Here is a 25,148-nt window from a genome sequence, read left to right as displayed (position 1 = left end):
GGGGCCGGTCACGTAGGGTCACCCCATGACGACCAGGGCTCCCGAGACGGAACCAGAGGAGTCCGGTCACGGGGTGCGGATCGCGAGGGTCGGCGGTGTGCCGGTCTACCTCGCGCCGAGCTGGTTCGTCATCGCACTGGTGATCGTGGCGATCGTGGCAACGCCCTACTTCCCGGACCGGGTCGGCACGGGGATCGCCATCGGCATCACGCAGGCACTGCTGCTCCTCGTCAGCGTCCTGGTCCACGAGGCCGCCCACGCCGTGAGCGCCCGTATGTTCGGAATGCCGGTCATCCGCATCGTCGCGAACCTGTGGGGCGGGCACACGTCCTTCGAGGCGGCGCGAAGCACTCCCGGGAGGTTGGCGGCGATCGCGGCCGCCGGCCCTGCCTCGAACGCGGTCCTCGCCGTCGTGGCGTGGCTGCTCCTGCTGGGGACGACGGGCGACCGCACGAGTGCGCTCCTCACGGGGCTCGTGATCATCAACGGCTCCCTCGCGGTGCTGAACTTCCTCCCGGGTATGCCGCTGGACGGGGGGCAGGTCGTGGAGAGCCTGGTCTGGAAGACCACCGGCGACCGCAGCAAGGGTTCCGTGGTCGCCGGGTGGTGCGGCAGGGTGCTCACCGTCCTGCTCGTCCTGTGGTTCTTCGTCCGACCGCTCACCGACGGCCAGCAGGTCGGCTTCGACTCCATCTGGGTGCTGGTCGTGGGCTCGGTCCTGTGGGCCGGCGCCACCGACTCCATCCGCCGCGGGCGAGCTCTCTCCCAGTTCGCGGGCCTCCGGGTGTCGCAGGTCATGGAGCACGCAGTCTTCCTCGACCCGCAGACCCCCTTGGGGGTGGCCATCGACCATCCTGACGCCGTCGTGACGGCCGACGCACGCGGCATTCCCTGCCTGCTCCTCGCCTCGCCGGGCGGCGTCACCCCTGTGGGACTCGACCCGGCCGCCCCGCTCATCTCCGCGGTCATGCGCATCCCCGAGGAGAACGTCCTCGAGGTCTCGCCGGACGCCAACGCGCTCCCCGTGGTCGAGCTCATGCAGTCGACCCGCTACCAGGACGTGGTGCTCACCTGGCACGGCCAGGTCTACGGCATCGCCCACGGCCGCCTGGTCATCGCGGCACTGTCGCGCAATTAGACTTCCCGCCCATGAGCACAGCCCCCGAGCCGACCAGTCCCGCCCCGGCCTCGCCGATCGGCGCTGCGCTGCGTCGCGGAACGTTCACCGAGGGGGAGCGGGTCCAGCTGACCGACCCGAAGGGCCGGTTGCACACGATCACCCTCGAGCCCGGGCGCGAGTTCCACACCCACCGCGGACGGCTGGCCCACGACGACCTCATCGGTGCACCCGACGGGTCCGTCGTCCGCAACACGGCCGGGGTCGAGTACCTCGCCCTGCGGCCACTGCTGTCCGACTACGTCATGTCGATGCCACGCGGGGCTGCCGTCGTCTACCCCAAGGATGCCGGCCAGATCGTGACGATGGCCGACATCTTCCCGGGGGCGCGGGTCGTCGAGGCCGGCGTGGGGTCCGGTGCCTTGTCGATGTCGCTGCTGCGGGCAGTGGGCGAGCTCGGCCACGTGCACTCCTTCGAGCGGCGTGAGGACTTCGCCGACATCGCCAAGGGCAATGCCCGGGCGTTCTTCGGGCTCGACCACCCCGCGTGGCAGGTCACCGTGGGTGACCTCGTCGAGACGTTGCCGTCCGTCGAGGAGCCCGGGTCCGTCGACCGCGTGGTCCTGGACATGCTGGCCCCCTGGGAGTGTCTCGAGGTCGTGGCCCAGGCGCTCGCCCCCGGGGGCGTCCTCATCTGCTACGTCGCCACGGCCACGCAGCTGTCCCGGGTCGCCGAGGCGCTGCGCGACCATGGCGGCTACACCGAGCCCGAGGCGTGGGAGTCCCTGGTGCGCGGCTGGCACCTCGAGGGTCTCGCGGTGCGCCCCCAGCACCGGATGCACGGCCACACCGGCTTCCTCATCACCAGCCGTCGGCTGGCGCCCGGGGTCACCCCGCCCCTGCGCAAACGCCGTCCGGCAAAGGGCTCCACGGACGAGGAAGGCGCCCTCGAGAGTGGACTCGCGTTCGGTGCCGAGAGCGACTTCACCCCCGAGGACGTCGGAGAGCGCGTCCCATCAGACAAGAAGATCCGGCGGCTTCGCCGTTCTGTGACTCAAACCTCCCCGACACCCGAGTAGTTCGGGGTTAGGTTTGTGTCATCGGCCGCGCCAGGCGCGGGCAGGGCACGGTCGGTAGCTCGATCGCCACCGCGTTGTCTTGAGGGAGCCGACATGACCGATCACAGCACCCCTGCAGGCCACTCCGAGGAGCGCCGCCAGGCGGAACTGCTCGCGGAGGAGGTTGCGGCGCTGCGCCAGCGGCTGTCCGACGCCCCAGTCCGATCCCGCGAGCTCGAGACCAAGGTGCTGCAGCTGCAGTCCAACCTCGCCACGGTGTCCTCGCAGAACGAACGGCTGGTGCGGACCCTCAAGGAGGCGCGCGAGCAGATCGTCACCCTGAAGTCCGAGGTGGACCGGTTGGCCCAGCCGCCCGCGGCCTACGGCGTGATCCTCGAGTCCTACGACGACGCCACGGTCGACATCCTCACGGGCGGACGCAAGATGCACGTTGCCGTCAGCCCGGCGGTCGACCCGGCCGAGCTGTCCAGCGGACGCGAGGTCCGCCTCAACGAGGCGATGAACGTCGTCGCCACGTGCGGCTACGAGCGCATCGGTGAGGTCGTCATGATCAAGGAGCTGCTCGGTGAGGGCCGAGTGCTCGTCGTGGCGCACGCCGACGAGGAGCGGGTCTGCCGGATGGCCGACTCCCTCGAGGGCGAGCCGATCCGGGTCGGCGACGCGCTCATGCTGGAGCCGCGGTCCGGCTTCGTCTACGAGCGGATCCCCAAGGCCGAGGTCTCCGAGCTCGTCCTCGAAGAGGTCCCCGACATCGCCTACGAGGACATCGGTGGCCTGGCCGGCCAGATCGAAGCCATCCGTGACGCGGTCGAGCTGCCCTACCTGCACCCCGACCTGTTCACCGAGCACAAGCTCAAGCCTCCCAAGGGTGTCCTCCTCTACGGGCCGCCCGGGTGTGGCAAGACACTGATCGCCAAGGCCGTCGCCGCGTCGCTGGCCCGGAAGGTCGCTGAGAAGGAGGGCAAGCCGGTCGGCAAGTCGTTCTTCCTCAACATCAAGGGCCCCGAGCTCCTCAACAAGTACGTCGGGGAGACGGAGCGGCACATCCGGCTCATCTTCCAGCGGGCTCGCGAGAAGGCGTCCGACGGCACGCCGGTGGTGGTGTTCTTCGACGAGATGGACAGCCTGTTCCGCACCCGTGGGTCAGGTGTCTCCTCGGACGTCGAGACGACGATCGTGCCGCAGCTGCTGTCGGAGATCGACGGCGTCGAGCGGCTCGAGAACGTCATCGTGATCGGCGCGTCCAACCGCGAGGACATGATCGACCCCGCCATCCTGCGCCCGGGACGACTCGACGTGAAGATCAAGATCGAACGCCCCGACGCCGAGAGCGCTCGCGACATCTTCACCAAGTACCTCGTCGCCGACCTGCCCCTGCACGAGCACGACCTGGCCGAGCACGGTGGGTCACCGCAGGCCACCGTCGACGCCATGATCACCGCGGCCGTCGAGCGGATGTACTCCGAGATCGAGGAGAACCGCTTCCTCGAGGTGACGTATGCCAATGGCGACAAGGAGGTCCTCTACTTCAAGGACTTCAACTCCGGGGCGATGATCCAGAACATCGTCGACCGGGCCAAGAAGATGGCCATCAAGGACTTCCTCACCGTCGGGGCCAAGGGCATCCGCGTCGAACACCTGTTGGCCAGCTGCGTGGACGAGTTCAAGGAGAACGAGGACCTGCCCAACACGACGAACCCGGACGACTGGGCCCGCATCTCCGGCAAGAAGGGCGAGCGGATCGTCTACATCCGCACGCTCGTCACCGGCAAGAGCGGCACCGAGCCGGGTCGCTCGATCGACAACGTGGCCAACACCGGCCAGTACCTGTGAGGCGGCGCACAGCGGACTTCCCGACCTAACTTACTCTGGGTAACATCGTGGTCCATGGACCACCTGCTCGAGGACCCGGCGTTGCTCGCCGTGCCGTTCTTCGTCCTGTTCATCGTGCTGGAGCTGGTCGCACTGCGGGTGCTCGAGACGGACGAGGACGCGCCGCGGGTGGGGTACGCCAGGCAGGACTCGGCGGCGAGCCTGTCGATGGGCGTCGGCTCGGTCGTCGTCAACCTCGGGGCGCGGGCGCTGGCCCTGCTGGGCTACGCCGCCCTGTATGCCGTGACGCCCCTGCGTCTCGACCCGCGTGACTGGTGGACCTGGCTCGTCGCGCTGCTGCTCGTCGACCTGCTCTGGTACTCCTACCACCGCAGCAGCCACCGGGTCCGCGTGCTCTGGGCGATGCACCAGGCCCACCACAGCAGCGTCCACTTCAACTACACGACCGCCCTGCGGCAGAAGTGGAACCCGTGGGGCGAGCTGCTGTTCTGGGTGCCGCTCCCGCTGCTGGGGCTGCCCCCGTGGATGATCTTCTTCGTCTTCTCGCTCAACCTGACCTACCAGTTCTGGGTGCACACCGAGACGATCCCCAAGCTGTGGCGTCCCATCGAGCTCGTCTTCAACACGCCCTCCCACCACCGGGTCCACCACGCCAGCGATGCCGAGTACCTCGACCGCAACTACGGCGGGATCCTCATCGTCTGGGACCGGCTCTTCGGGACGTTCCGCGAGGAGCAGCAGCGCCCGACCTACGGCCTCACCCACCCCGTCACGACGTTCAACCCGTTCAGGTTGCAGTACGCCGAGTTCGCGCTGATGTTCCGCCAGGTCAGAGCAGCGGGTCGCTGGTGCGACCGGCTGGGCTACCTTTTCGCCCCACCCGGGTGGGCACCCCGGTCGTGAACGCGGTCGTGAACCCGGTCCTGAGGCCCGGACGGGAGCGCAGGGCGCGGCGCGCGCTCGCCTCGAGCCAGGTCCACATGCGGCAGTAGGCGATCCCGACCGCGAGGCAGCAGGCCATCGCGAGCACCGAGCTCGTCCCCATGATGCGCGGGTAGACCACGAAGTGGGTGAGGTAGACGAACAGCGACGCGGTCGCGACCTGCGATGCCGCGCGGCCGACGAAGCCTGGCACCCTCGCGGTCGGGAACCAGATGAGCGCGAGCAGCCCGACGATGATGGTCACCTCGCGCCCGGGCATGCTCGGCCAGAAACCGGGCACCGTGAGCACCGGGATGGCGGACACGAGGACCCGCTGCCAGGTGGTGGAGGCGCGGGCCGCGGCCCAGCCGGTCGCAAACAGCCAGACGAGCACGTAGGCGTTCGCGCCCCGGTAGGGCCCGGCGTCCGGCACCACCACGGCATACCTCGTCAACAGGCCCAGGCCCACGAGCGCGACGGGGAAGGCGAAGGGCCACCGCCGCTCCCACCGGTCCACAGCAGGAACCGCCATGAGCACGGCCGTGCCGACGAGCAGCGACGTCACTGCCTCGATGAACCAGAAGTGCCAGTGGTCGGACCAGCGCCCCCAGTCGCCGAGCACCTGGTTGAGCATCAGGACGTTGCGCCAGTCGTACGTCCCGGCCACGAGCGCGACGACCCCGATCCACGCGGCGCTCGGCAGCACCACGCGGGCGACGCTGCGCCCGATCCCGCGGACCCGTTCGCCGCGCGGGCGTGAGGTCAGCTGGAAGCGGGCGACGTTGTAGCCGACGAGGGCGAGCAGGGTGTGGGCGCCACCGGGCACGAACGACAGGTGGGTGTGGTTGGCGAGGATGAGCAGGATGGCGAGGGCTCGCACCAGGACGGTGGTGTCGATGGTGTGCAGCCGCCGGCCAGGACGCCTGCGGGCAGGCTCCGACGCGGCCAGCTCGCCGGGGGACAGCAGGTGCCAGCCGTCGGGAAGGGTGTGCAGCAGCGCCTCCAACCGCACCGACACCTCGACGTAGGACAGCGAGTCGCCGCCGAGGTCGACGAAGCTCGTCGTCGTGTCGGCGCGCGGCGCCGCGAGCAGCTCGCGATAGAGGGTCACCACCGCGTCGGTTCGTTCCTCGGCGGAGCGCGCGGCACCACCAGCGAGTCCGTCGGCCTCGGCCGCGCCAGCCCGGTGAGCTCCGATCAGCTCCGCCATGCCGCGATAGTCGGGCTTCCCCGTGGGGAGGCGCGGAGCCTCCAGCCCGTCGAGGACGACGACTCCGGACGCGGGTATGCCGTGCCGCCGGGTCACCGTCTCCGTCACCTCGGCGCCGGCGCCCACCGCCGTCGCGAGGACGCCGACGGCGTCGCCGAGGTCGACGCAATGCGCTTCGTGGCCGGCATTGGCGAGGTCACGCTCGACCTGGTCGAGGTCGATGCGCAGACCCACCACCTTGGCGAACCGGCTCCGGCGGCCGACGATCTCGACTAGGCCGTCAGGGCCGAGGCGGGCGAGGTCGCCGGTGCGCAGCTCGTGCACCTCGCGTCCCCGCGACAGGTCCAGCACGGACTCGGCATAGCCCAGCATCACGTTGGGTCCGGAGTACACGAGCTCGCCCAGCCCGCAGTCGAGGTCGCTGAGCGGGTCGAGGCGGAACGAGCCGCCGGGCACGGGCAGTCCGACCGTCTCGGGCCTGGTCTCGAGCAGGTCAGGGGGCAGCACGGCCATGCGCGCGGTTGCCTCGGTCTGCCCGTACATGACGAAGAGGTCCCAGCCCCGCTCCCGACCGAGGGCGGCATACCGCCGCACCCTGTCCGACGGCAGCCGGCCGCCTGCCTGCGTGACCACCCTCAGGGTGGGGTGCGCGCGGTGGGCGAAACCGCTGCGGTCCAGCAGGTCGAAGCTGTGGGGGACGCCGGCCAGGGTCGTGGCGCCGACGTCGTCGAACAGCGTCCAGAAGCAGGGGTCGACGACGGACAGGTCGGTGAGCACCACGGCAGCCCCCGCGCTCAGGTGGCTGTGAAGGACGGACAGCCCGTAGCAGTAGTGCAGCGGGAGGCTGGTGATGGCCCGGTCGCTGCTCCGCACGCCGAGCGACTCGGCGATGGCGGTGGCGTTGCTGTCGAGGTTCTCGTGGGAGAGGCGCACCAGCTTGGGGGAGCCGGTGGAGCCGCTCGTCGTGAGCAGCAGGGCAAGGTCGGCGTGCAGGTCGTGCGCGGCGCCCGCGTGACGCGAGACCACCTGCCACCCGGAGTCCCCGCGCCCGGCGACGACGTCGGGGTCGTAGGCCTCGATCAGTCCGTCCAGGTGCTGGAGGCGGTCGCCGGGGGCCAGCAGTGGGACGTGTCCGGCGTGGAGTGCGCCGAGGTAGGTGACCAGTGCCTCGACCGAGTTCTCGGCGGCAATGAGGACCAGACGCCGTCCGGTGCCCAGCTGGGCACCGGCGCCGGCCACGAGGTCCGCGAGGTCCGCGTAGGTGAGCGTCGTGCCGGGGGAGAGGACCGCGGTCGCCTCGCCCCGGTCCGCCAGCGTCGCGACGAAGTCGACGCGGTGGCGCTGTGGTGCAGACAGGAGATCGGCGGTCACGCGGGGATGATATTAGGTAAGCCTTACCAAACTCAAATGGCGTTCACAGTGGCGTCACAGAGAGGGGCGGAGCGTTCACGCGACGGTCAGCGGCGCGCCGCCGCCCTGTCGGCCCAGCGGTTCAGCCCCTCCTGAACGAAGCGGAACACCTCGACGGCGCAGCGCCAGCCGATCAGGAACAGGCCCAGCGTGAGCAGGGTGACCACGCCGAAGCTCCAGGCGAAGCCGCCACCTGTGGCGACGCGCAGCCCCAGGCCCAGGGCGACCGTGACCAGCCAGACCGTGGTGGAGCCGGGCATCCGGACCGGCCAGCCGCCACGCCGGTGGGCAATGGCCCACCCCACGAGCAGGGCCGCCACGAACGGCCAGGCGACGGCGAGGACGCCAGTGACGGTGACACCCTCCGCGTGGCTGATCCGTCCGACGGTGGCGAAGAGGAGGACGAAGGTCAGGTCGACGAGCAGGGCGAGCCGGGCAGACCCCGGTGCCCTCACGAGGCCCTCACCGAGATCAGACATGGACCTTGTCGAACAGGGAGGCCTGAGGTGGCGCATGGGTGGGGTCGACGCCGTCGAACAGGCTGCTCACCGACTCGCCGGCGTGGATCCGCTTGATCGCCTCCGCGAACAGCTGCGAGACCGAGCGGACCCGCAGCTCGGGCCAGTGACCGGGAGCGGGGACGGTGTCGGTCGTGACGACCTCACCGACCATCGGGTGCTCCCTGAGGCGCTCAACCGCCTTGCCGGCGAACAGGCCGTGGGTGCAGGCGACGTCGGCACGCGGGCAGCCGAGGTCTGCCAGCCGGTCCAGCAGCTCGACGATCGAGCCTCCGGTGGCGATCTCGTCGTCCAGGATGATGGCGCGCTTGCCGGCGACGTCACCGACGATCGAGTCGATGATGACCCGGTCGTCCGCGAGGCGTTGCTTCGACCCGGCTGCGACCGGGAGTCCCAGGAGTCGCGCGAACTGGGTGGCCGTCTTGGCGTTGCCGAGGTCGGGGGAGACCACCACCGAGTTCTCGAGGTTCGCCCCCCGGAAGTGGTCGGCCAGCACGCCGATCGCCGTGAGGTGGTCCACGGGCACCGAGAAGAAGCCGTGCACCTGCGGTGCGTGCAGGGTCATCGTCAGGACCCGGTCCACGCCTGCCGCCACCAGCATGTCGGCGACGAGGCGACCCCCGAGCGAGATCCGGGAAGCGTCCTTCTTGTCGGAGCGGGCGTAGGCGTAGTGGGGGATGACCGCGGTGATCTGGGCGGCCGAGGCTCCCCGGGCCGCGTCGATCATCAGGAGCAGCTCCATGAGGTGCTCCTGCGTCGGGGGCACCAGCGGCTGCACGATGTAGACGTCGCGCTGGCGGCAGTTCGCGAGCAGCTGCGCCTGGAGGCAGTCGTTGCTGAACCGCTTGATCTCGGCAGGGGACAGCCGCACCCCGAGGGCCTCGCAGATGCGTTGGGCCAGGGCGCGGTGCGCGTTCCCGCTGAAGACCACGATGTCGCGCAATGGCACTCCTGGTGGCTGGGTGTCCGGCAATGAGGTCTTGGTGCGAGCCTAACCCTCCTGGGCGCGCTGTGGCGCGCGCAGGCGGCATCCCCGTGGCAGCAGGGCTGGTCCGGCGGGTCTCGCCTAGGGTGAGTCCATGAGCGTGAGCCAGGTATGACGGTCCGCAGGGTGATGGGGGTCGAGACCGAGTACGGCATCTCGGTGCCCGGGGACCCGGCCGCCAACCCGATGATCCTCTCGGGACAGGTGGTCAACGCCTACGCGTCGGCCCAGGGGATCAGGGCCGCCCACGCGTCGTGGGACTACGCCGACGAGGCGCCGCTGCGGGACGCACGGGGGTTCGAGATGGGACGCGGCGTCGCCGATGCGAGCCAGCTCACGGACGAGGAGGATCCCACCCTCGCCAACGTGGTGCTGACCAACGGCGCTCGGCTCTACGTCGACCACGCCCACCCCGAGTACTCCTCGCCCGAGGTGACCTCTCCCCGGGCCGCGGTCGCCTTCGACCGGGCCGGCGAGGCGATCATGGCCGAGTCGGTCCGCCGGCTCTCCCAGTTCCCTCCCGGGGTGAACCTGTACAAGAACAACACCGACGGCAAGGGCCAGTCCTACGGCACGCACGAGAACTACCTCATGCGTCGCGAGACCCCGTTCACCGACATCGTCCGGCACCTCGTGCCGTTCTTCGTGGCACGTCAGGTCATCACCGGCTCCGGCAGGGTGGGCATCGGCCAGGACTCGCGCACCGCCGGCTACCAGCTGAGCCAGCGCAGCGACTTCTTCGAGGTCGAGGTGGGTCTGGAGACCACGCTCAAGAGGCCGATCATCAACACCCGCGACGAGCCGCACGCGGTGGCCGACCTCTACCGCCGCCTGCACGTGATCATCGGGGACGCCAACCACTGCGACGTCGCCAACCTGCTCAAGCTCGGCACGACGTCGCTGGTGCTGGCCATGATCGAGGACCGCGCCATCGACGTCGACCTCACGGTGGCGCGCCCCGTCGCGACCCTGCAGGCCGTGAGCCACGATCCGACCTGCACGGCCATGATCGAGCTGCGGGACGGCACCAAGCTCACCGCGGTGCAGCTGCTCTGGCGCTACCACGACCTCGCGGAGCGCTACCTGAAGGACAGGTATGCCGGTGAGCTCGACAGCGACACCGCCGAGGTGATGCGGTGGTGGGCGCTCGTGCTGGACCGACTCGAGCGTGATCCGCGTGAGGCCGCTCGCGAGCTGGACTGGGTGGCCAAGCAGCAGGTGCTGCAGGGCTACATCGACCGCGACGGCCTCGACTGGACCGACTCCCGACTGCGAGCCATCGACATCCAGTGGTCCGACGTGCGCCCCGACAAGGGGATCTTCCACAAGCTCCGGGCCGCCGGAAGGTTCGAGGAGCTGGTCACCGAGGACGTCGTCCTCGATGCCGTCCACGAGCCGCCGGTCGACACCCGGGCCTACTTCCGCGGGAAGTGCCTGGAGAAGTACCCCGACCAGATCGCGGCCGCGTCCTGGGACTCGGTCATCTTCGACATCCCGGGACAGACCTCACTCCAGCGGGTCCCGATGCTCGAACCGTTGCGGGGCACCAAGGCGACCGTCGGTCCGCTCCTTGACCGCAGTCCGGACGCGGCCACCCTCTTGCGTGAGTTGGCGTCCGCATCGGGATAGGTTCGGACTAGGTTCATGTGCAGCGGCTCGTCCGCGAGCTTCGAGAATCACGAGTGAGAGGTCACGCCAATGCCCAGCCAAGAGCAGAGCCGACCACAGCGACGCGACGACGCTCCCGACGAGGCGCCCGAGCCCACTCCCGCCGCGCCGGAGGCGACGGCCCGCAAGGAGAACCTGGACTCCGACATCGACAGCGTCCTCGACGAGATCGACGGCGTCCTGGAGTCCAACGCTGAGGAGTTCGTCCGCGGCTTCGTCCAGAAGGGCGGCCAGTGACCACTGGCGCCGACGCGGGGAAGCTCCCCGCGGCATACCTCTCGGCAGGGTCGTCCTCGTTCACCGAGTTCGTCGGCGCCCACGCCCCCCAGCTGCTGCCCTCACGACGCGTCCTGCCGCCCGGCAGCACACTGGAGGCCCCGCATGGCACCACCATCGTCACGGCGACCTTCGACGGTGGCGTGGTGATGGCGGGTGACCGCCGGGCCACGATGGGCAACATCATCGCCAACCGCGACATGGAGAAGGTCTTCGCCGGCGACGAGTACTCCGCCGTCGGCATCGCCGGCACGGCCGGGATCGCGATCGAGCTGGTCAAGCTCTTCCAGGTCGAGCTCGAGCACTACGAGAAGATCGAGGGCACGCTGCTGTCGCTCGAGGGCAAGGCCAACCGGCTCGCGTCGATGATCCGGTCCAACCTCGGCATGGCCATGCAGGGACTGTCGGTGGTGCCGCTGTTCGCTGGCTACGACCTCGACCGCGAACTCGGCCGGATCTTCTCCTACGACGTGACCGGCGGCTGCTACGAGGAGCACGACCACCACAGCGTCGGCTCGGGCTCGCTGTTCGCCCGCGGCGCGCTCAAGAAGGTCTGGCGACCGGGCCTGTCCGCCGACGAGGTCGTCAGCGTGGTCGTCGAAGCGCTCTACGACGCCGCCGACGACGACTCCGCCACCGGTGGACCCGACGTCGGCCGTCGGATCTGGCCGACCGTCGCCGTGGTGGGAGCCGAGGGCGTGCGGTTCGTCGGCGACGACGACCTGCGCACGGTCGTCGAAGCCGTCATCGCCGCCCGTCAGGGCAACCCAGGAGGTGCCCGATGAGCAGCATGCCGTTCTACGTCTCGCCCGAGCAGCTCATGAAGGACCGGGCTGACTACGCCCGCAAGGGAATTGCGCGCGGTCGGTCGGTCGTCGTGCTCGGCTACGACAAGGGGATCGCGTTCGTCGCCGAGAACCCTTCCCGGGCGCTGCACAAGGTCTCCGAGATCTACGACCGGATCGCCTTCGCTGCCGTCGGCAAGTACAACGAGTTCGAGAACCTCCGCGTCGCGGGAGTCCGGTATGCCGACCTGCGCGGCTACTCGTACGACCGCACCGACGTGACCGCTCGCGGTCTGGCCAACGCCTACGCCCAGACGCTGGGGACGGTGTTCACCCAGGAGTCCAAGCCCTACGAGGTGGAGATCGTCGTCGCCGAGGTGGGCAGCACCGCGGACGAGGACCAGATCTACCGGCTCACCTACGACGGTTCGGTCGCCGACGAGCTGGGCTTCGTCGCCATGGGTGGCGCAGCCGAACCCATCGAGACCGCGCTGAAGGATCGCTGGACCCCGGGGTTGTCGCTCGCGGACGCCCTCAGCCTCGCGGTGGAGCTGCTCGGGCAGGACCCTGCCGGTGGTGCCTCGCGGACCCTGACTGCCGCCCAGCTCGAGGTGGCCGTGCTCGACCGCGAGCGACCGCGCCGAACCTTCCGCCGGATCGGCGGCGGGCTCCTCGATGCGCTGCTCAGCACCGAGGACCCGACCAGCGACGCCCCTGCTGAGGACGACCCCACACCCGGGCGCCACGACACCCTGACGGGTGAGGGAACGCCCCGCGACGAGTCCAGCAACCCGCAGACCCAGCGCCCCCAGGAGTAGGGGAGAGCCCAGAGTAGGGGAGAGCCAGGGAACGACGATGCCGCGCCGGCCCGGGAACGGGCCGACGCGGCACACGCGTTGGAGGTGGGGCCGCCGTCAGGCCGTCGGTGCCTCGGCGTAGCGCAGGTAGGGCTTGACGACCTCGACGCCCTTGAACCGCGCCTGCGCGTCCTCGGTGGTGACGGTGGGGGCGACGATGATCCGCTCGCCGGCCTTCCAGTCGGCCGGGGTGGAGAACGGGCCGGAGTCGTTGACCTGCAAGGCGTCCAGCGCACGCAGGATCTCGTCGAAGTTGCGGCCGGCGCTCTTGGGGTAGGTCAGCGAGAGGCGGACCTTGCCCACCGGGTCGATGAGGAAGACCGAGCGGACCGCGGACGTGTCTCCCGCGCCGGGGTGGATCATGTCGTAGAGCTCGGCGACCTGGCGGTCCTTGTCAGCGACGATCGGGTAGTCGACGGCAGCACCGGAGACCTCCTCGATGTCGGCCTTCCAGGCGGTGTGGTCCTCGAGTGCGTCCACGGACACGGCGAGAACCTTGGTGTTGCGGGCTGCCCACTCGTCCTTGAGCTGGGCGACGCGGCCCAGCTCGGTCGTGCACACGGGGGTGAAGTCGGCGGGGTGGCTGAACAGCACTGCCCAGCCGTCGCCCTTCCAGTCGTGGAAGCTCAGCTCGCCCTCGGTGGTCTCGGCAGTAAAGTCGGGGGCGTCGTCGCCCAGTCGCAGCGTGGCCATGACGGTCCTCTCAACGGTAACGCGAAGTTTGTCGTGACCAAACATGCCGTTACTTGACCGAGGAGTGGATGGCCCGTCCGGATGCTGGTACGCCGCCGACCCCGGCAAGACCCGCAACGGCCTCGGCGATGAGGCCCACTGCGGTCGGCTCGAGCAGGACGCCGTAGTGGTCCCCAGCCAGGCCGGTGACCGCGACATCGTCGGGCAGGCGGGCCCCCGCGATCTGCTCGAGGGAGTAGAGCCCCTGGTCCTGGCCGAGTGGCCCCCGGGAGGCCCAGAGCAGGTGGGCCCGGCACTGGAGGGTGTGCACGGCGCTGAGCGTCGCGGGGTCGCTCATCAGGTCGGCCCAGTCGGCCCGCACACACTCCAGCGAGCTGGTCGACCGCATGGCTCCCTGGGGCCCGTCCAGGTCGTGCAGCAGGTAGGCCGTCAGGTCAGCGCCGGACGCCGAGTCCAGCAGCGGGCCCATCACCGGATGGGCAGCCCAGTGGCGCAGGTAGGCGGACTGGTCCTCGAAGGTCATCGACAGGCGGCCCATCGCCGGCCCGATGATGCCGTGCAGCACCTCGTCGACGTCGAAGGTGCCGGGGGAGGGAAAGGCCAGGCCGCCGTCGACGAGGACCACGCCGCGCACGCGTTCGGGGTGCGTGGCCGCCGTCAGCGCGGCGGCGAAGCCACCCATGGCATGACCTGCGAGGGTCGCCGATGCGGATCCGAAGTGGTCGAGCACCCGTATGACGTCGGTGACGTGGTCGGCCAGCCCGGTCGAACGCAGCGCCGCGCTCTCGGCACGGCCGCGCATGTCCGGTGCGATCAGGGTGACCCGTCCGGCCAGCGCGCGAGCCACGGGCACCCAGGCCAACGCGTTCGAGGAGATGCTGTGCAGGCCCACGACGACGGGCGCTCCGGGCAGAGCCTCGGCCAGGACGTGCACCATGAGGTGGCCACCGTCGACGGGAACCCGTTCGGTACGCTCCGCCAGCACGATGCCCCCAGTCTGGTGATCGGTCGGGACAGCGACGTTACGCAGACAGGGACTGGCGTGACATGGCGACGCTGACCACATCGACGAGCCGCGGGTGTGCCGGCGCACCACCTGCGACGGGCCGGGTCCCCTAGGCGCGGGCGTCGGCGAGCAGGTCGAGCTCGTCGGCCACCGTCAGGCCGGCCTTGCGGGCACGACCGGGACCGGACGCGACCTCCCAGGCGAGGGTGTCGCTCAGGGTCTCGGCCAGGGGGCGGCTGGTGAGTCCCAGGGCTTCGGCGGCGGCGGTGCTCCGGGCCATGAACCCGGCATGCTCGGGCACGGGCAGCCACAGCGGCAGGCTGCGTTCGCCGGACCAGGGCTGCACCTCGTGTGCTGCAAGCCAGTCCTGGTCCACCCCCACGGTCTCGCCACGGTGACCCGCGACCTCCCGCGCCGTCTCGAGGTGGTCCCCGAGGGGCAGCACCGGGCCACTCACGTTGACCACCCCGGTGGTGCGGTCCAGGCCCGCCCGGACGAGCCACCCGGCGAGGTCGCGGACGTCGAGGACCTGGGTGGCCACCTCGCTGTCCGGCACCAGGACTGCCCCGTCGGGGCTGGCGGGATGGGCGAACCGCAACGGCCAGTATCCAGTGCGGTCAGTGTGGTCACCGGGCCCGGCGATCAACCCTGACCGGGCGACGAGCGCCCTGTCGCCGACCTGGGCGAGGATGCTGCGCTCACAGGCCACCTTGCGACCGCCGTAGGTCTCCCAGCCCTCGTCGTCGGCCACGTGGGCGGGGAGAAGCTCGGCGCTCTCGTCAGCTCCCGCCACGTCACTGCTGGCGTAGACCGAGGCCGAGGACACGAACACCCACGAGGCGGTGCGCGCCGCCAGCGCCTCCAGGGCGCCGGCGACGTGGCTCGGCTGGCGGGCGACGTCAACGACGACGTCCCAGGCGCGACCGGACACGTCGTCGTATGCCGCGGGGTCGCCGCGATCTGACCGCACCACCTCGACGCCCGGTGGCGGCGGGCCGGAGGCTCCTCGGGCGAGGACGGTGACGTCCTGGCCGAGAGCGAGGGCGGCAGCGACCACCTCACGACCGAGCCAGGCGGTCCCACCGAGGACGAGCAGCGACATGCCCCCACGCAACCAGCGGGCGTGGGGGCATGTCGAGCGGTTGTGCTGACGGCGTAGCGGGCGTCCTGCAGCCGACTCAGGCGCGGGTGCTGGCGCGTTCGTCCACGTCTGCCTCGGCGTCGGCGTCGTCCTCGTCGCCTTCGTCGTCGTCGGAGGCGTCGGCCGAGTCCTCGTCGTCGTCCGCATCGCCGTCGGCGGAGTCGGACTGGTCGACGGCTGCGTCGCCCGCGGTGTCGACGTCGGCGTCGAGGTCGGCGTCGACATCGTCCTCGGCCGGGGCGGCCTTGGCTTCTGCTCCAGCCTCGGCTCCGGCAGAGGTGACGGGCTGAGCCGCCTGCTCGTCGTGGTCCCCGAACGCCTCGGCGATGGCGCCACCGCCGAGGGTTGCCAGCATCTGGCGGACGTTGCTCAGCTGCGCCGTGATGCTGTCTCGTCGCGCGGTCGCGGCGGAGAGCTCGCGCTCGGAGTCACGACGGATGCGCTCTGCCTGCTCACGGGCCGCGCTCACGAGCTGCTCGGCCTCGGCCTTGGCGGCGTCCAGGGCGCGCTGGCTCTCACTGAGGCTGTCCGCGTGGGCCCGGTCGCTCTCGGCAGCCAGCGTCTCGGCACGCTCCTGGGCCTGGGTGAGGGCGGTCTCGTGGGCGGCCATCTGGGCGGAGAACTCTGCTGCGGCCTTGTCGCGGCGCTGGCCGAGGGTGGCCTCGAAGTCCGCGGCAGYGGAGGCGGCCCGGGCGCGCTGGTGCTCGTAGAACGCCTCGGCCTCCTCGCGACGGGCAGAAGCCTCGCGGTCGGCGTCGTCGAGGATGCTGTCCGCCTGCTGCTTGGCCTTCTCCACGACCTGGGTGGCCTGCGCCTCGGCCTTGGTCCGGACGTCCTCGGCGTATCGGTCTGCCTCGGCCCGAGCGCGGTCGGCCTCGAGGGTGGTCGTGCCCTTGAGGGTGTCGGCGTCGGTCTTCGCATTGCTGCGGATCTCGGCTGCCTCCTCGTCGGCCAGGCTCAGGATGGTGCCGATCCGCTCACCGAGGTTGGCGTAGGTGGGGGCGGCCGCCTTGCTGTGCTCCTCCCGAAGGCTGGCCAGCGTCGTTGCCGTGCCGGCCTGCTCCTCCTGGACGCGGGCCAGCGCTGCGCGCAGCTCGCTGACCTCGACAGTGCGTTCGGCGGCCTCCTGTCGAGCCTGGTCCAGGGCGCCTGCGTGTTCGGCGCGCCACTGGTCGACCTGCGCCGGGTCGTAGCCGCGCAGGACGCTGCGGAAGGAACTGGTGTCACTCATGGTCGGTCCGTTCTTGGTGGGGGGAGGGGTCTTCGCTGGTGGGAGTGTCGGTGGAGGTGTCGGTTTGGGCGGAGGTGTCGGCAGAGGTGTCGGCGGACGTGGTGGAGGGCGAGGTGTCGGTCGTGGAGGTCTCGGCGACGCGGTCCGGCACGGACAGCGCGTCGATGACCCCGGAGAGATGGCCGAGCTGGGTGGTGATGTCCTGCCGGCGCGAGGCCAGTGCCGCCACTTCGGCGCGGGCGCGCTCGAGCATCGCGTGGGCCTCCTCACGCACCCGGTCGGCGTCGGCGCGGGCGGCGGCGGTGGTGGTCACGAGCTCCTCCCGTGCCTGACGGTGCGACTCGTGGGTCTCCCGCTGGAGACGCTCGATCTCCTGGGCCGTGCGTTCCCGGACCAGGCGCGCCGCCTTGTCAGCCTCGTCTAGCCGGCGGGCTGCCCGCTCGTCGGCAGCCCGTTCGGTCTCGGCTGCGCTCGCCCTCACCCGCTCTGCCTCCGCAGCGGCGGCTGCGGTGGTGCGCTCGGCCTGGGACTGCGCGGCAGCCATCACGGCTTCGGCCTGGGCTCGCAGGCTGTCGGACTCGAGGCGCGCAGACTCCCGCTCGGACCGGGCGCGGTGTGCGGTCTGGGCCAGCGACGTCTGGATCAGCTGACGACGGGACCGCATCCGCGCGGCGAGCTCACGGTGGGTCTCCTTGCGCATGCGGCTGACCTCGGCCTCGCCCTCGTCGAGGATCCGGCGCACCGTGTCCTGCCCCCACTTCAGGTGCTCCTCGGCCTGCGCCATGATCTCGCTCGCCTCGGAGCGGGCGCGGTCCACCCGCGCATCCGCGTCGACCTGGGCCTGCTCGACGAGCTCGGCCGCACGCGCCGCGGTCTCCTCCTGGTGGATCGCCGCGGCACCGATCATGCGCTCGGACTCGACCTGCGCGTCCTCCCTGAGCTTCGCGGCCGCAGCCGTGGCCTCCTCGAGCAGGGCGGCACGGGCCGCCTTCTCCTGCTCGTCGCGCTCCGCGAAGTGGCTGTCCATCTTCTCGACGCCAGCCGCGAACGCGGCGTCGCGCTCGGTCTCGTGCGCGGCATACCGGGCCATTGCTGTGTCGTAGTCGGTCTGCGCGCTGGTGCGCAGGGCCTCGGCGCGAGTGTTTGCCTCGGTGAGGACAGCGGAGGCCTCGGCGCGAGCGGAGGTGACCGCCTCGTCGCTGGTCCTGGTGGCGGACTCCGTCAGCATGGACGCCTGCTCGGTGGCGTCCTCCACCAGGGACTCCGCCTCGCGGGTCGCCTCGGCGAGCGCGCGACCGGCCTGCTCGCGGTCCCTGACGGCGTCCGCGTGCTGCCGCTCGGCGTCGTCGAGGAGGCGTTGGACCTCATCGCGGATGCTGGCGGCCTCCGCGCGCGCAGCAGCCAGGACCTGGTCGGTCTCGGCTCGCATGGCATCGGCGTAGGCCTGGGCACGTTCGAGGATGGACTGGGTGTGCCGCGTCAGGTCGCCCACCTGGGTGGTGGTCGTACCGGCGACACGGGTCCCCGCGTCCGTAGCGTGGGCGTCGGGCATGCGCCCATCTTCCCACGCGTGGCGTGACCCGCAGCCCGAGACCCCGGAAGCCTAGAGTGTGGGCATGGACCGGCGGATCTTCGGCATCGAGAACGAGTACGGCATCACGTGCACGTTCGAGGGTCAGCGCCGCCTCACCCCCGACGAGGTGGCGCGCTACCTGTTCCGCAAGGTCGTCTCGTGGGGGCGCTCGTCGAACGTCTTCCTCTCCAACGGCAGTCGGCTCTACCTTGACGTCGGCTCGCACCCTGAGTACGCCACCCCGGAGTGCGACCACGTCCGCCAGCTCGTGGTTCACGACAAGGCGGGCGAGCGGATCATCGAGGGCCTGGTCGCCGACGCCCAGGACCGGCTCGCCGAGGAGGGCATCGAGGGCGAGATCTACGTCTTCAAGAACAACACCGACTCCGCGGGCAACTCCTACGGCTGCCACGAGAACTTCCTCGTGGGCCGGGCGGGGGAGTTCCAGCAGCTCTCCGACGTGCTCATCCCCTTCCTCGTCAGTCGTCAGATCACGTGTGGCGCCGGCAAGGTGGTCACGACGTCGAAGGGCGCGACCTACTGCGTGAGCCAGCGGGCCGACCACATCTGGGAGGGAGTGTCCTCGGCGACCACCCGTAGCCGCCCCATCATCAACACGCGCGACGAGCCGCACGCCGACGCCGAGCGCTACCGCCGCCTGCACGTCATCGTCGGTGACTCCAACATGAGCGAGACCACGACCATGCTCAAGGTCGGGTCGGCCGACCTCGTGCTGCGGATGATCGAGGCCGGGATGGTGGTGCGCGACCTCACCCTGGAGAACCCGATCCGCGCGATCCGTGAGATGAGTCACGACATGACGGGGCGCAAGACGGTCCGCCTCTCCAACGGACGTGAGCTCTCCGCCCTCCAGATCCAGACCGAGTACCTCGAACGAGCCCAGGCGTTCGCCGACCGCGAGGGCCTGGAGGACCCGATCCACAAGCAGGTCCTCGACCTGTGGGAGYGGACCATCCGGGCGGTCGACACCGGCAACCTCGGCCTGGTCGACACCGAGATCGACTGGGTCATCAAGCACAAGCTGATCGCCGGCTACATGGCCAAGCACGACCTGCCGATGGAGCACCCCAGGATCGCCCAGCTGGATCTCGCCTACCACGACGTCAACCGTGACCGGGGGGTCTTCTACGTGCTCCAGAAGCACGGGCGCGCGGCCCGGATCACCACCGACCCAGAGGTCTTCGAGGCCAAGACCGTGCCTCCGCAGACGACCCGGGCCAAGCTGCGCGGCGACTTCATCAAGGCGGCGCAGGAGCACCGTCGCGACTTCACCGTCGACTGGGTGCACCTCAAGCTCAACGACCAGGCGCAGCGCACGGTCCTCTGCAAGGACCCCTTCGCGGCGGTGGACGCCCGCGTGGACCGGCTGATCGAGGGTATGCGCGGGTGAGCAGCGGGGTATGCCGCGTGGGCGGCATACCGGCGAATCGGGTATTGCCAGCGGCCACGGTTATGGTGGTCGCTGGTTCCCCGCCCCCAGCGAAAGTTCTCCATCGTGCATCTGCGTCGTTTTCCCGCCCTCACGGCGGTCGCCCTGGCCGCAACCCTGGCCCTGACCGGCTGTGGTGACGCCAAGGACACCAAGACCTCCGTGCTCGACAAGATCACGGTGACGGGCGGCAGCGACACCACGGCCCCCACGGTGACGGTCAACCCCAAGCCCCTCTCGGTGACCGAGACCACCACCAAGGTCGTCAAGCCCGGCACCGGTGCACAGGTCAAGGGCGACGAGATCGTCAGCCTCAAGTACGTCCTGCTGAACGGCAAGGACTCCTCGGTGCTCGACACGAACTTCGGCAAGCAGAACCTCGGCCTCAACCTCGGTGCGGCCGACCTGCTGCCAGGCCTCAAGAAGGGACTCCTGAACCAGAAGATCGGGTCCCGCGTCCTGGTCGCCATGCCGCCCAAGGACGCCTTCGGCACCCAGGGCAACACCGAGATCAAGGTCGGCGGGACCGACACGGTGGTCTTCCTCATGGACGTCCTGTCGGCGACCAAGCCGCTGGCTTCCGCCGAGGGCAAGGAGGTCAAGCCGGCTGCCGGGCTGCCGGCGGTGAAGGTCGAGGGCAACGACAAGCCCGCCACCATCACGATCCCCAAGGGCGCCAAGCCGCCGACCAAGACCGTCGGGCAGCTCCTCATCGAGGGCGCCGGCGCGAAGGTGCAGGCAGGCCAGACGATCCGCGTGACCTACACCGGCGCGCTCTGGAAGGACGGGTCGGTCTTCGACTCCTCCTCCAAGACGCCGAACAAGTACTTCGAGACCTCGATCGGCACCCAGCAGGTCATCAAGGCCTGGGACACCCAGCTCGTCGGCAAGACCGTCGGCAGCCGCGTTCTCATGGTGGTTCCGCCGGCCGACGGCTACGGCGCTGCCGGCAGCCCGCCGAAGATCAGCGGCACCGACACCCTCGTCTTCGTGGTCGACATCCTCGCGGCCTTCTGACGTCACCTGACACCGCTTCACCCACCCCCAGTTCTCACCCTGCGAAGGAGCATGACCCATGGGTTTCGACCCCAACACCACCAAGCCCGAGATCGACTTCCCCGGCGACGCGGCGCCGACCGAGCTGGTCATCGAGGACCTCACCGAGGGCGACGGCCAGGAGGCCGGGGCGGGTGACACCATCTCGGCGCACTACGTCGGAGTGGCCCACTCCACCGGCGAGGAGTTCGACGCCTCGTGGAACCGTGGAGCACCCCTGGACTTCCGCCTCGGCGTCGGCCAGGTCATCCGCGGCTGGGACGAGGGCATCGTCGGCATGAAGGTCGGCGGTCGTCGCAAGCTGGTCATCCCGGCCCACCTCGCCTACGGCGACCGCGGTGCCGGCGGCGCGATCAAGCCCGGCGAGACCCTGATCTTCGTCGTCGACCTGGTCGACGTCCGCTGAGGCCGAGCCAGACCGCGCGCTGAAGCCAGCGCGTCAGCTCTCCAGCAGCCGGGCGGCATGCCGCCCGGCTGCTGCGCTGTACAGGAACGCCGCGTGGTCCTCGTCGAGGCCACGGCCCATCGTCGAGAGCCTGACGGGAGTCGCTCTCAGGGCTGCGTCGAGCCCGTCCGGGTCGACACTGCGGACCGTGAGCGCACCCTGTGCCGTGCGCGCGAGGGTGTGCGCCTGGTCGGCGACCAGGGCGCCGAACTCATCGCCGGTCGCGGGGACCGGCAGGTCCGCGGTGACCAGGCAGATGCGCCCGTATGCCGTGGTGCTGTGGTGGGAGATCCCGCGGTGCCGTTCCCTGGCGTCCGCGTCCGAGACGCGGAGCGCGGCCACGCCGCGGCCCCCCAGGGTGCCGACCGCGTTGAGCGCCTCGCCCGCCGCGACCCCGGTGTAGCCCCAGGTCGTGCCCGTGCCGACGTTCCCCGGGCCCTGGATGACGATGGCGATGTCCGCGCCGAGCACATGCTTCGCGGCCAGCAGACCTGAGTGCAGGGTGACTGCCTCGTGCTCGCCGCCGTAGGCCTGCCCGACCGTCACGGTTCCGGCCAGCCAGCCGTGCTCGGTGAGGGTCGCGACGTTGCGGGAGAACGCGATCGGCAACGCCCCGCCGTCGGTCATGAGGTAGACGCATCGCGCCTCGGGACGGTCGACCCTGATCCCCGCGAGGATGGCGGGCAGCGCTGAGTGGAGGTCGGCCACGACGACCGGCATGCCGAGCAGGTCACCTGCCGTGGCGAGCGCGCCCGTCATCACGGCGTGGTGCGGGCTGTCCTGTTCGTCGACGGCCATGAACATCTGCTGCTGGGGCGTGTAGCGGGCCTTGACGATGTGCCCTGCGGAGGCCTCGGGGTCGCTGGGCAGGCGGTCGGGCGCGGCGACGATGAAGGCGAGCCCGCCGGTCCCGAGCCCTCGCAGCAGCGCCGAGGCGTTGAGCAGCACCCGGTCGCCGACCTGCGGCTCACCCACGAGCGCGGTGTAGGCCAGGGCCCGCACCAGGGTGTCGTCGAGCGTGTCGTCGGCGATGTCGTCGGCGGTGTCGGAGCCGGCTCCACGCAGCCGCACGGCATACTCCACCGCGCCCGGCCACCGGCCACGCACCTGCTCGACCGTTCCCTCGCGCCACTGCATCACGACACGCAGACTAGCCACGGGGCGTGCCTGCCACTCGGGTAGCGTCGGGCGGGTGAGTTCACCCACCGGTCCGGCGGCCAAGACAGAGCGACTGCTCAACCTCGTGCTGTGCCTGCTCTACACCCGTCGGCCCCTACCCAAGTCGCGGATCCGTGCTGTCGTCCCGCAGTACGGCGACGCGGTCAGCGACGAGGCCTTCGACCGGATGTTCGAGCGCGACAAGGACGAGCTCCGCGAGCTCGGCATCCCGCTCGTGACGGAAGACATCGGTGGGGCCTGGGACGACGAGGTCGGCTACCGGATCGACCAGCGCGAGTACGCCTTGCCCGACATCACCTTCGAACCGGACGAGCTCGCCGTGCTCGGCCTGGCCAGCCGCACCTGGGCGCACGCCTCGCTGGCCGGTCCGGCAGCCCAGGCACTGCGCAAGCTCAAGGCGGCGGGGATCGAACGCGACGGCGACTCCCTCATCGGGATCGAGCCGCGCCTCGGCACCAGCGAGCCGGCGTTCGACCCGGTCAAGAACGCCGTGGTCGGTCAGCGCACGATCACCTTCGGCTACCGCACCGGTGGTCAGGGCGAGGTCAACGCGCGAACGGTCCAGCCGTGGGGGCTCGCCTCGTGGCACGGCCGCTGGTACCTCACCGGTTTCGACCTGGACCGCGAGGCGCCGCGGGTCTTCCGGTTGTCACGCATCGACGGCGACGTCGCCGAGGTCAAGAAGGCTCCGGCGTATGCCGTGCCGGCCGACCACCGGGCGCAGGAGATGATCCGCAACTTCGTCGGGGAGCAACCGACCCGCGACGCGGTCGTCAGGGTGCGGGCCGACCGGGGCAACAGCCTGCGCCGACGTGCCACGAGCACCACCGACCTGGGGGAGTGGAGCGAGCTGGTGGTGCCGTTCGGCGACGACGACGCGTTGGCCGACGAGGTGAGCGGCTACGGCGCGGACGTCGTCGTCGTGTCGCCGCCCGAGGTGCGTGAGCTCGTGGTCGAGCGGCTGCGCGGTGCGCTGTCCGCCCACAGCGGGGGCGCAGCATGACCCCGCCGCCCAAGAGGGCTCGCACCGTGCCCGAGACCGCCACCGACCGACTCGCGCGACTCCTCACGATGGTGCCCTGGCTGGTCGCCCGACAGGGGATCGACCTGGGCCGGGCCGCGGCCGAGCTCGGCATCACCGTCGACCAGCTCGAGACCGACCTCCGGTTGCTCTACCTCTGTGGCTACGGCCAGATGCCCGACGAGCTGATCGACGCGCAATGGGAGAGCGGCAGGGTGTTCGTCACCAACGCCGACACCATCGCCCGGCCGCTGCGGCTCGGGCGCGACGAGGCACTCACCCTGATGGTCGGACTGCGGGCCCTCGCGGCCGTGCCGGGACTGGGGGAGCGTGACGCGATCGAGCGCGCCATGGCCAAGCTCGAGCAGGGCACGGGTGCCAGCGCCGAGGCGGCCGCCCGGGTCGAGGTCGCGATCAGCGAGGGCGTGGAGGCAGACCTGCTCGCCGACGCCCGCCGCGCCGTCGAGGGGCACCGTCGGGTGCACCTGCGCTACCTCGTGCCCAGCCGGGACGAGGCCACCGAACGCGACGTCGACCCCATGCGCGTGGTCAACCTGGACTCGCGGTGGTACCTCGAGGGCTGGTGCCACCTGGCCCAGGACACGCGAACGTTCCGCATGGACCGGATCGCCCGTCTCGACGTCCTGGACGTCGACGGGACTCCCCCTGCCGATGCCCAGCTGCGGGATCTCGACGCGGGTGCCTTCACCCCACGGCCGGACGACACGCTGGTCACGCTGCTGCTGCAGCCCGGCGCGACGTGGGTCAGCGACTACTACCCGACCGAGTCGGTCGAGACTGCCGCCGACGGGTCGCAGACCGTCACACTGCGCACCGCCGACACGCTCTGGCTCCGACGCCTGCTGTGGCGGCTGGGGGGACGCGGTGTCGTGGTGTCGCCCCCGGAGGTGGCGCAGGCGGTGAGCGAAGGGGCGCAGGCCGCCCTCGCGGCATACGGAGCGGACGCGAACCCACCCACCACGGGCGGGTAGGGTCGACGCCGTGTGGTGGTGGGTTCTCATCTGGGTGCTGCTCGTGGTCATCGCGGCGGCCTACCTGGCGACCCGCGCGTGGGGCGTCTGGGGGCAGTTCAAGGAGCTGACCGCCGAGGTGCGCCGTTCCTCGGAGACCGTCGCCGCCCTCGAGGCGGAGACGAGCCGACTGGGGGAGAGCCCGCGGGCGCCGCAACCCGACGTGTTCGAGGATCCCCGCAAGCTGCGCCGGGAACGAGACGCCACCCGCGCGTCGTTGAAGCAGCAGCGGCGCGCCCGTCAGGCCGCGCGGCGTCCCAGCTGGGCCAGACACCTAGACTGAGGCCAGAAGGCCCGGCAGAGGCAGGGCAGCACCGTCACACTGGCCACGACGTGGTCGAGAGGAATGAGTCACATGGGTCGCGGATTGTTCGAAGGCTGGCACATCATCATCCTGCTCGTGCTCCTCGTCGTGCTGTTCGGCTTCAAGCGGCTCCCGGACGCAGCCCGCTCGATCGGCCGGTCGATGCGCATCTTCAAGTCCGAGGTCCAGGAGATGAAGACCGACGGCAAGTCCGCAGCGAGCAGCGACACCGTCAAGGGCGAGGCCATCAAGGATCCCGAGGCTCCTGCAGCTCCCGAGGCTGCCAGCCCGATCCGTGAGGACCGTCCCCGCACGGACAACTCCTCCGGCGCCTCCTAGTCCGACCCGTCACCGCACCA

24 protein-coding genes are annotated in these 25,148 nt (G+C 70.5%); 15 read left to right on the top strand and 9 right to left on the bottom strand.

The features are described 5' to 3' along the window. Positions 1-25 precede the first annotated feature (25 nt). From AC1DWR_RS04980 to AC1DWR_RS04965, 4 genes are all read left to right on the top strand, one after another. On the top strand, positions 26-1,138 hold the full coding sequence (locus AC1DWR_RS04980) for a site-2 protease family protein (RefSeq protein WP_477612912.1): 1,113 nt from the start codon (positions 26-28) through the stop codon (positions 1,136-1,138). Between the two features lie 11 nt (positions 1,139-1,149). Then, positions 1,150-2,196: a tRNA (adenine-N1)-methyltransferase gene (locus AC1DWR_RS04975; RefSeq protein WP_477612913.1), complete on the top strand. Its 1,047-nt coding sequence runs from the start codon at positions 1,150-1,152 to the stop codon at positions 2,194-2,196. A 93-nt stretch (positions 2,197-2,289) separates the two neighbouring features. Next, complete coding sequence (arc, locus tag AC1DWR_RS04970; RefSeq protein WP_477612914.1) at positions 2,290-4,029, top strand: proteasome ATPase; 1,740 nt, start codon at positions 2,290-2,292, stop codon at positions 4,027-4,029. Positions 4,030-4,083: 54 nt separating this feature from the next. Continuing rightward, complete coding sequence (locus AC1DWR_RS04965) at positions 4,084-4,932, top strand: sterol desaturase family protein (protein WP_477623777.1); 849 nt, start codon at positions 4,084-4,086, stop codon at positions 4,930-4,932. On the opposite strand, the gene AC1DWR_RS04960 is transcribed toward AC1DWR_RS04965, so the two are convergent. The 3 genes from AC1DWR_RS04960 to AC1DWR_RS04950 all read right to left on the bottom strand — a co-directional run bounded on the left by AC1DWR_RS04960 (position 4,859) and on the right by AC1DWR_RS04950 (position 9,031). Beyond that, positions 4,859-7,531, bottom strand: coding sequence for an AMP-binding protein (locus AC1DWR_RS04960; protein WP_477623776.1), 2,673 nt, complete (start codon positions 7,529-7,531; stop codon positions 4,859-4,861). The two genes, AC1DWR_RS04965 and AC1DWR_RS04960, sit on opposite strands and share 74 nt — an antisense overlap. A gap of 86 nt (positions 7,532-7,617) precedes the next feature. Continuing rightward, positions 7,618-8,049: a DUF3054 domain-containing protein gene (locus tag AC1DWR_RS04955; protein ID WP_477623775.1), complete on the bottom strand. Its 432-nt coding sequence runs from the start codon at positions 8,047-8,049 to the stop codon at positions 7,618-7,620. Next, a complete protein-coding gene (locus AC1DWR_RS04950) occupies positions 8,042-9,031 on the bottom strand; it encodes a ribose-phosphate diphosphokinase (protein ID WP_477612918.1) in 990 nt (329 codons plus the stop codon). Before AC1DWR_RS04950 ends, AC1DWR_RS04955 begins: the two co-directional genes overlap by 8 nt. A 153-nt stretch (positions 9,032-9,184) precedes the next feature. On the opposite strand from AC1DWR_RS04950, the gene dop reads away from it, so the two are divergent. From dop to prcA, 4 genes are all read left to right on the top strand, one after another. Continuing rightward, positions 9,185-10,702 (top strand): depupylase/deamidase Dop, encoded by a 1,518-nt coding sequence (gene dop / locus AC1DWR_RS04945; RefSeq protein ID WP_477612919.1) that lies wholly within the window; start codon positions 9,185-9,187, stop codon positions 10,700-10,702. A 69-nt stretch (positions 10,703-10,771) separates the two neighbouring features. After that, entirely contained in the window at positions 10,772-10,978 is a 207-nt protein-coding gene (locus AC1DWR_RS04940; protein WP_056914404.1) for a ubiquitin-like protein Pup, read from the top strand. After that, the gene (prcB, locus tag AC1DWR_RS04935; RefSeq protein ID WP_477612920.1) at positions 10,975-11,802 is read left to right on the top strand and encodes a proteasome subunit beta; all 828 of its coding nucleotides are present in this window, start codon (positions 10,975-10,977) and stop codon (positions 11,800-11,802) included. Before AC1DWR_RS04940 ends, prcB begins: the two co-directional genes overlap by 4 nt. Further along, a complete protein-coding gene (prcA, locus tag AC1DWR_RS04930; protein WP_477612921.1) occupies positions 11,799-12,620 on the top strand; it encodes a proteasome subunit alpha in 822 nt (273 codons plus the stop codon). The genes prcB and prcA overlap by 4 nt, the downstream gene beginning before the upstream one ends. Positions 12,621-12,716: 96 nt before the next feature. Here the strand turns inward: prcA and AC1DWR_RS04925 are convergent, their stop codons facing one another. From AC1DWR_RS04925 to AC1DWR_RS04905, 5 genes are all read right to left on the bottom strand, one after another. Continuing rightward, positions 12,717-13,352 (bottom strand): peroxiredoxin, encoded by a 636-nt coding sequence (locus AC1DWR_RS04925; protein WP_477623774.1) that lies wholly within the window; start codon positions 13,350-13,352, stop codon positions 12,717-12,719. A gap of 49 nt (positions 13,353-13,401) precedes the next feature. Then, a complete protein-coding gene (locus AC1DWR_RS04920; RefSeq protein WP_477623773.1) occupies positions 13,402-14,337 on the bottom strand; it encodes an alpha/beta fold hydrolase in 936 nt (311 codons plus the stop codon). A 130-nt stretch (positions 14,338-14,467) separates the two neighbouring features. Continuing rightward, positions 14,468-15,460 (bottom strand): NAD-dependent epimerase/dehydratase family protein, encoded by a 993-nt coding sequence (locus AC1DWR_RS04915; protein WP_477623772.1) that lies wholly within the window; start codon positions 15,458-15,460, stop codon positions 14,468-14,470. A gap of 76 nt (positions 15,461-15,536) precedes the next feature. Continuing rightward, complete coding sequence (locus tag AC1DWR_RS04910) at positions 15,537-16,730, bottom strand: hypothetical protein (protein ID WP_477623771.1); 1,194 nt, start codon at positions 16,728-16,730, stop codon at positions 15,537-15,539. Continuing rightward, the gene (locus AC1DWR_RS04905; RefSeq protein WP_477623770.1) at positions 16,723-18,282 is read right to left on the bottom strand and encodes a coiled-coil domain-containing protein; all 1,560 of its coding nucleotides are present in this window, start codon (positions 18,280-18,282) and stop codon (positions 16,723-16,725) included. The genes AC1DWR_RS04910 and AC1DWR_RS04905 overlap by 8 nt, the downstream gene beginning before the upstream one ends. Before the next feature lie 64 nt (positions 18,283-18,346). Between AC1DWR_RS04905 and pafA the strand changes: the two genes are divergently transcribed. From pafA to AC1DWR_RS04890, 3 genes are all read left to right on the top strand, one after another. Continuing rightward, positions 18,347-19,714, top strand: coding sequence for a Pup--protein ligase (pafA, locus tag AC1DWR_RS04900; protein ID WP_477623769.1), 1,368 nt, complete (start codon positions 18,347-18,349; stop codon positions 19,712-19,714). A 105-nt stretch (positions 19,715-19,819) separates the two neighbouring features. Next, positions 19,820-20,770 (top strand): FKBP-type peptidyl-prolyl cis-trans isomerase, encoded by a 951-nt coding sequence (locus AC1DWR_RS04895; RefSeq protein ID WP_477612928.1) that lies wholly within the window; start codon positions 19,820-19,822, stop codon positions 20,768-20,770. A gap of 58 nt (positions 20,771-20,828) precedes the next feature. Next, a complete protein-coding gene (locus AC1DWR_RS04890) occupies positions 20,829-21,215 on the top strand; it encodes an FKBP-type peptidyl-prolyl cis-trans isomerase (protein WP_477612929.1) in 387 nt (128 codons plus the stop codon). A gap of 33 nt (positions 21,216-21,248) precedes the next feature. On the opposite strand, the gene AC1DWR_RS04885 is transcribed toward AC1DWR_RS04890, so the two are convergent. Further along, positions 21,249-22,394 (bottom strand): DUF3866 family protein, encoded by a 1,146-nt coding sequence (locus AC1DWR_RS04885; protein ID WP_477623820.1) that lies wholly within the window; start codon positions 22,392-22,394, stop codon positions 21,249-21,251. A 52-nt stretch (positions 22,395-22,446) separates the two neighbouring features. Between AC1DWR_RS04885 and AC1DWR_RS04880 the strand changes: the two genes are divergently transcribed. The 4 genes from AC1DWR_RS04880 (at position 22,447) to tatA (ending at position 25,128) form a co-directional block, all read left to right on the top strand. Then, positions 22,447-23,436: a helix-turn-helix transcriptional regulator gene (locus AC1DWR_RS04880; RefSeq protein ID WP_477623768.1), complete on the top strand. Its 990-nt coding sequence runs from the start codon at positions 22,447-22,449 to the stop codon at positions 23,434-23,436. After that, positions 23,433-24,446, top strand: coding sequence for a helix-turn-helix transcriptional regulator (locus tag AC1DWR_RS04875; protein ID WP_477623767.1), 1,014 nt, complete (start codon positions 23,433-23,435; stop codon positions 24,444-24,446). Before AC1DWR_RS04880 ends, AC1DWR_RS04875 begins: the two co-directional genes overlap by 4 nt. Before the next feature lie 10 nt (positions 24,447-24,456). Further along, entirely contained in the window at positions 24,457-24,768 is a 312-nt protein-coding gene (locus AC1DWR_RS04870) for a hypothetical protein (RefSeq protein ID WP_477623766.1), read from the top strand. A gap of 72 nt (positions 24,769-24,840) precedes the next feature. Next, positions 24,841-25,128, top strand: a complete 288-nt coding sequence (gene tatA, locus AC1DWR_RS04865) for a Sec-independent protein translocase subunit TatA (protein ID WP_477612934.1) — start codon at positions 24,841-24,843, stop codon at positions 25,126-25,128. Positions 25,129-25,148: the final 20 nt, after the last annotated feature.

This window comes from Pedococcus sp. P2_E2 (genome assembly GCF_056403955.1).
This window is presented reverse-complemented; position numbering and strand designations above follow the sequence as displayed.

Bases quoted from the DNA above. Each gene is read 5' to 3' on its own strand.
- AC1DWR_RS04980 (WP_477612912.1), top strand. From the start codon at position 26: ATGACGACCAGGGCTCCCGAGACGGAACCAGAGGAGTCCGGTCACGGG.
- AC1DWR_RS04975 (WP_477612913.1), top strand. From the start codon at position 1,150: ATGAGCACAGCCCCCGAGCCGACCAGTCCCGCCCCGGCCTCGCCGATC.
- arc (WP_477612914.1), top strand. From the start codon at position 2,290: ATGACCGATCACAGCACCCCTGCAGGCCACTCCGAGGAGCGCCGCCAG.
- AC1DWR_RS04965 (WP_477623777.1), top strand. From the start codon at position 4,084: ATGGACCACCTGCTCGAGGACCCGGCGTTGCTCGCCGTGCCGTTCTTC.
- AC1DWR_RS04955 (WP_477623775.1), bottom strand. From the start codon at position 8,049: ATGTCTGATCTCGGTGAGGGCCTCGTGAGGGCACCGGGGTCTGCCCGG.
- dop (WP_477612919.1), top strand. From the start codon at position 9,185: ATGACGGTCCGCAGGGTGATGGGGGTCGAGACCGAGTACGGCATCTCG.
- AC1DWR_RS04940 (WP_056914404.1), top strand. From the start codon at position 10,772: ATGCCCAGCCAAGAGCAGAGCCGACCACAGCGACGCGACGACGCTCCC.
- prcA (WP_477612921.1), top strand. From the start codon at position 11,799: ATGAGCAGCATGCCGTTCTACGTCTCGCCCGAGCAGCTCATGAAGGAC.
- AC1DWR_RS04925 (WP_477623774.1), bottom strand. From the start codon at position 13,352: ATGGCCACGCTGCGACTGGGCGACGACGCCCCCGACTTTACTGCCGAG.
- AC1DWR_RS04915 (WP_477623772.1), bottom strand. From the start codon at position 15,460: ATGTCGCTGCTCGTCCTCGGTGGGACCGCCTGGCTCGGTCGTGAGGTG.
- AC1DWR_RS04905 (WP_477623770.1), bottom strand. From the start codon at position 18,282: ATGCCCGACGCCCACGCTACGGACGCGGGGACCCGTGTCGCCGGTACG.
- AC1DWR_RS04890 (WP_477612929.1), top strand. From the start codon at position 20,829: ATGGGTTTCGACCCCAACACCACCAAGCCCGAGATCGACTTCCCCGGC.
- AC1DWR_RS04875 (WP_477623767.1), top strand. From the start codon at position 23,433: ATGACCCCGCCGCCCAAGAGGGCTCGCACCGTGCCCGAGACCGCCACC.
- tatA (WP_477612934.1), top strand. From the start codon at position 24,841: ATGGGTCGCGGATTGTTCGAAGGCTGGCACATCATCATCCTGCTCGTG.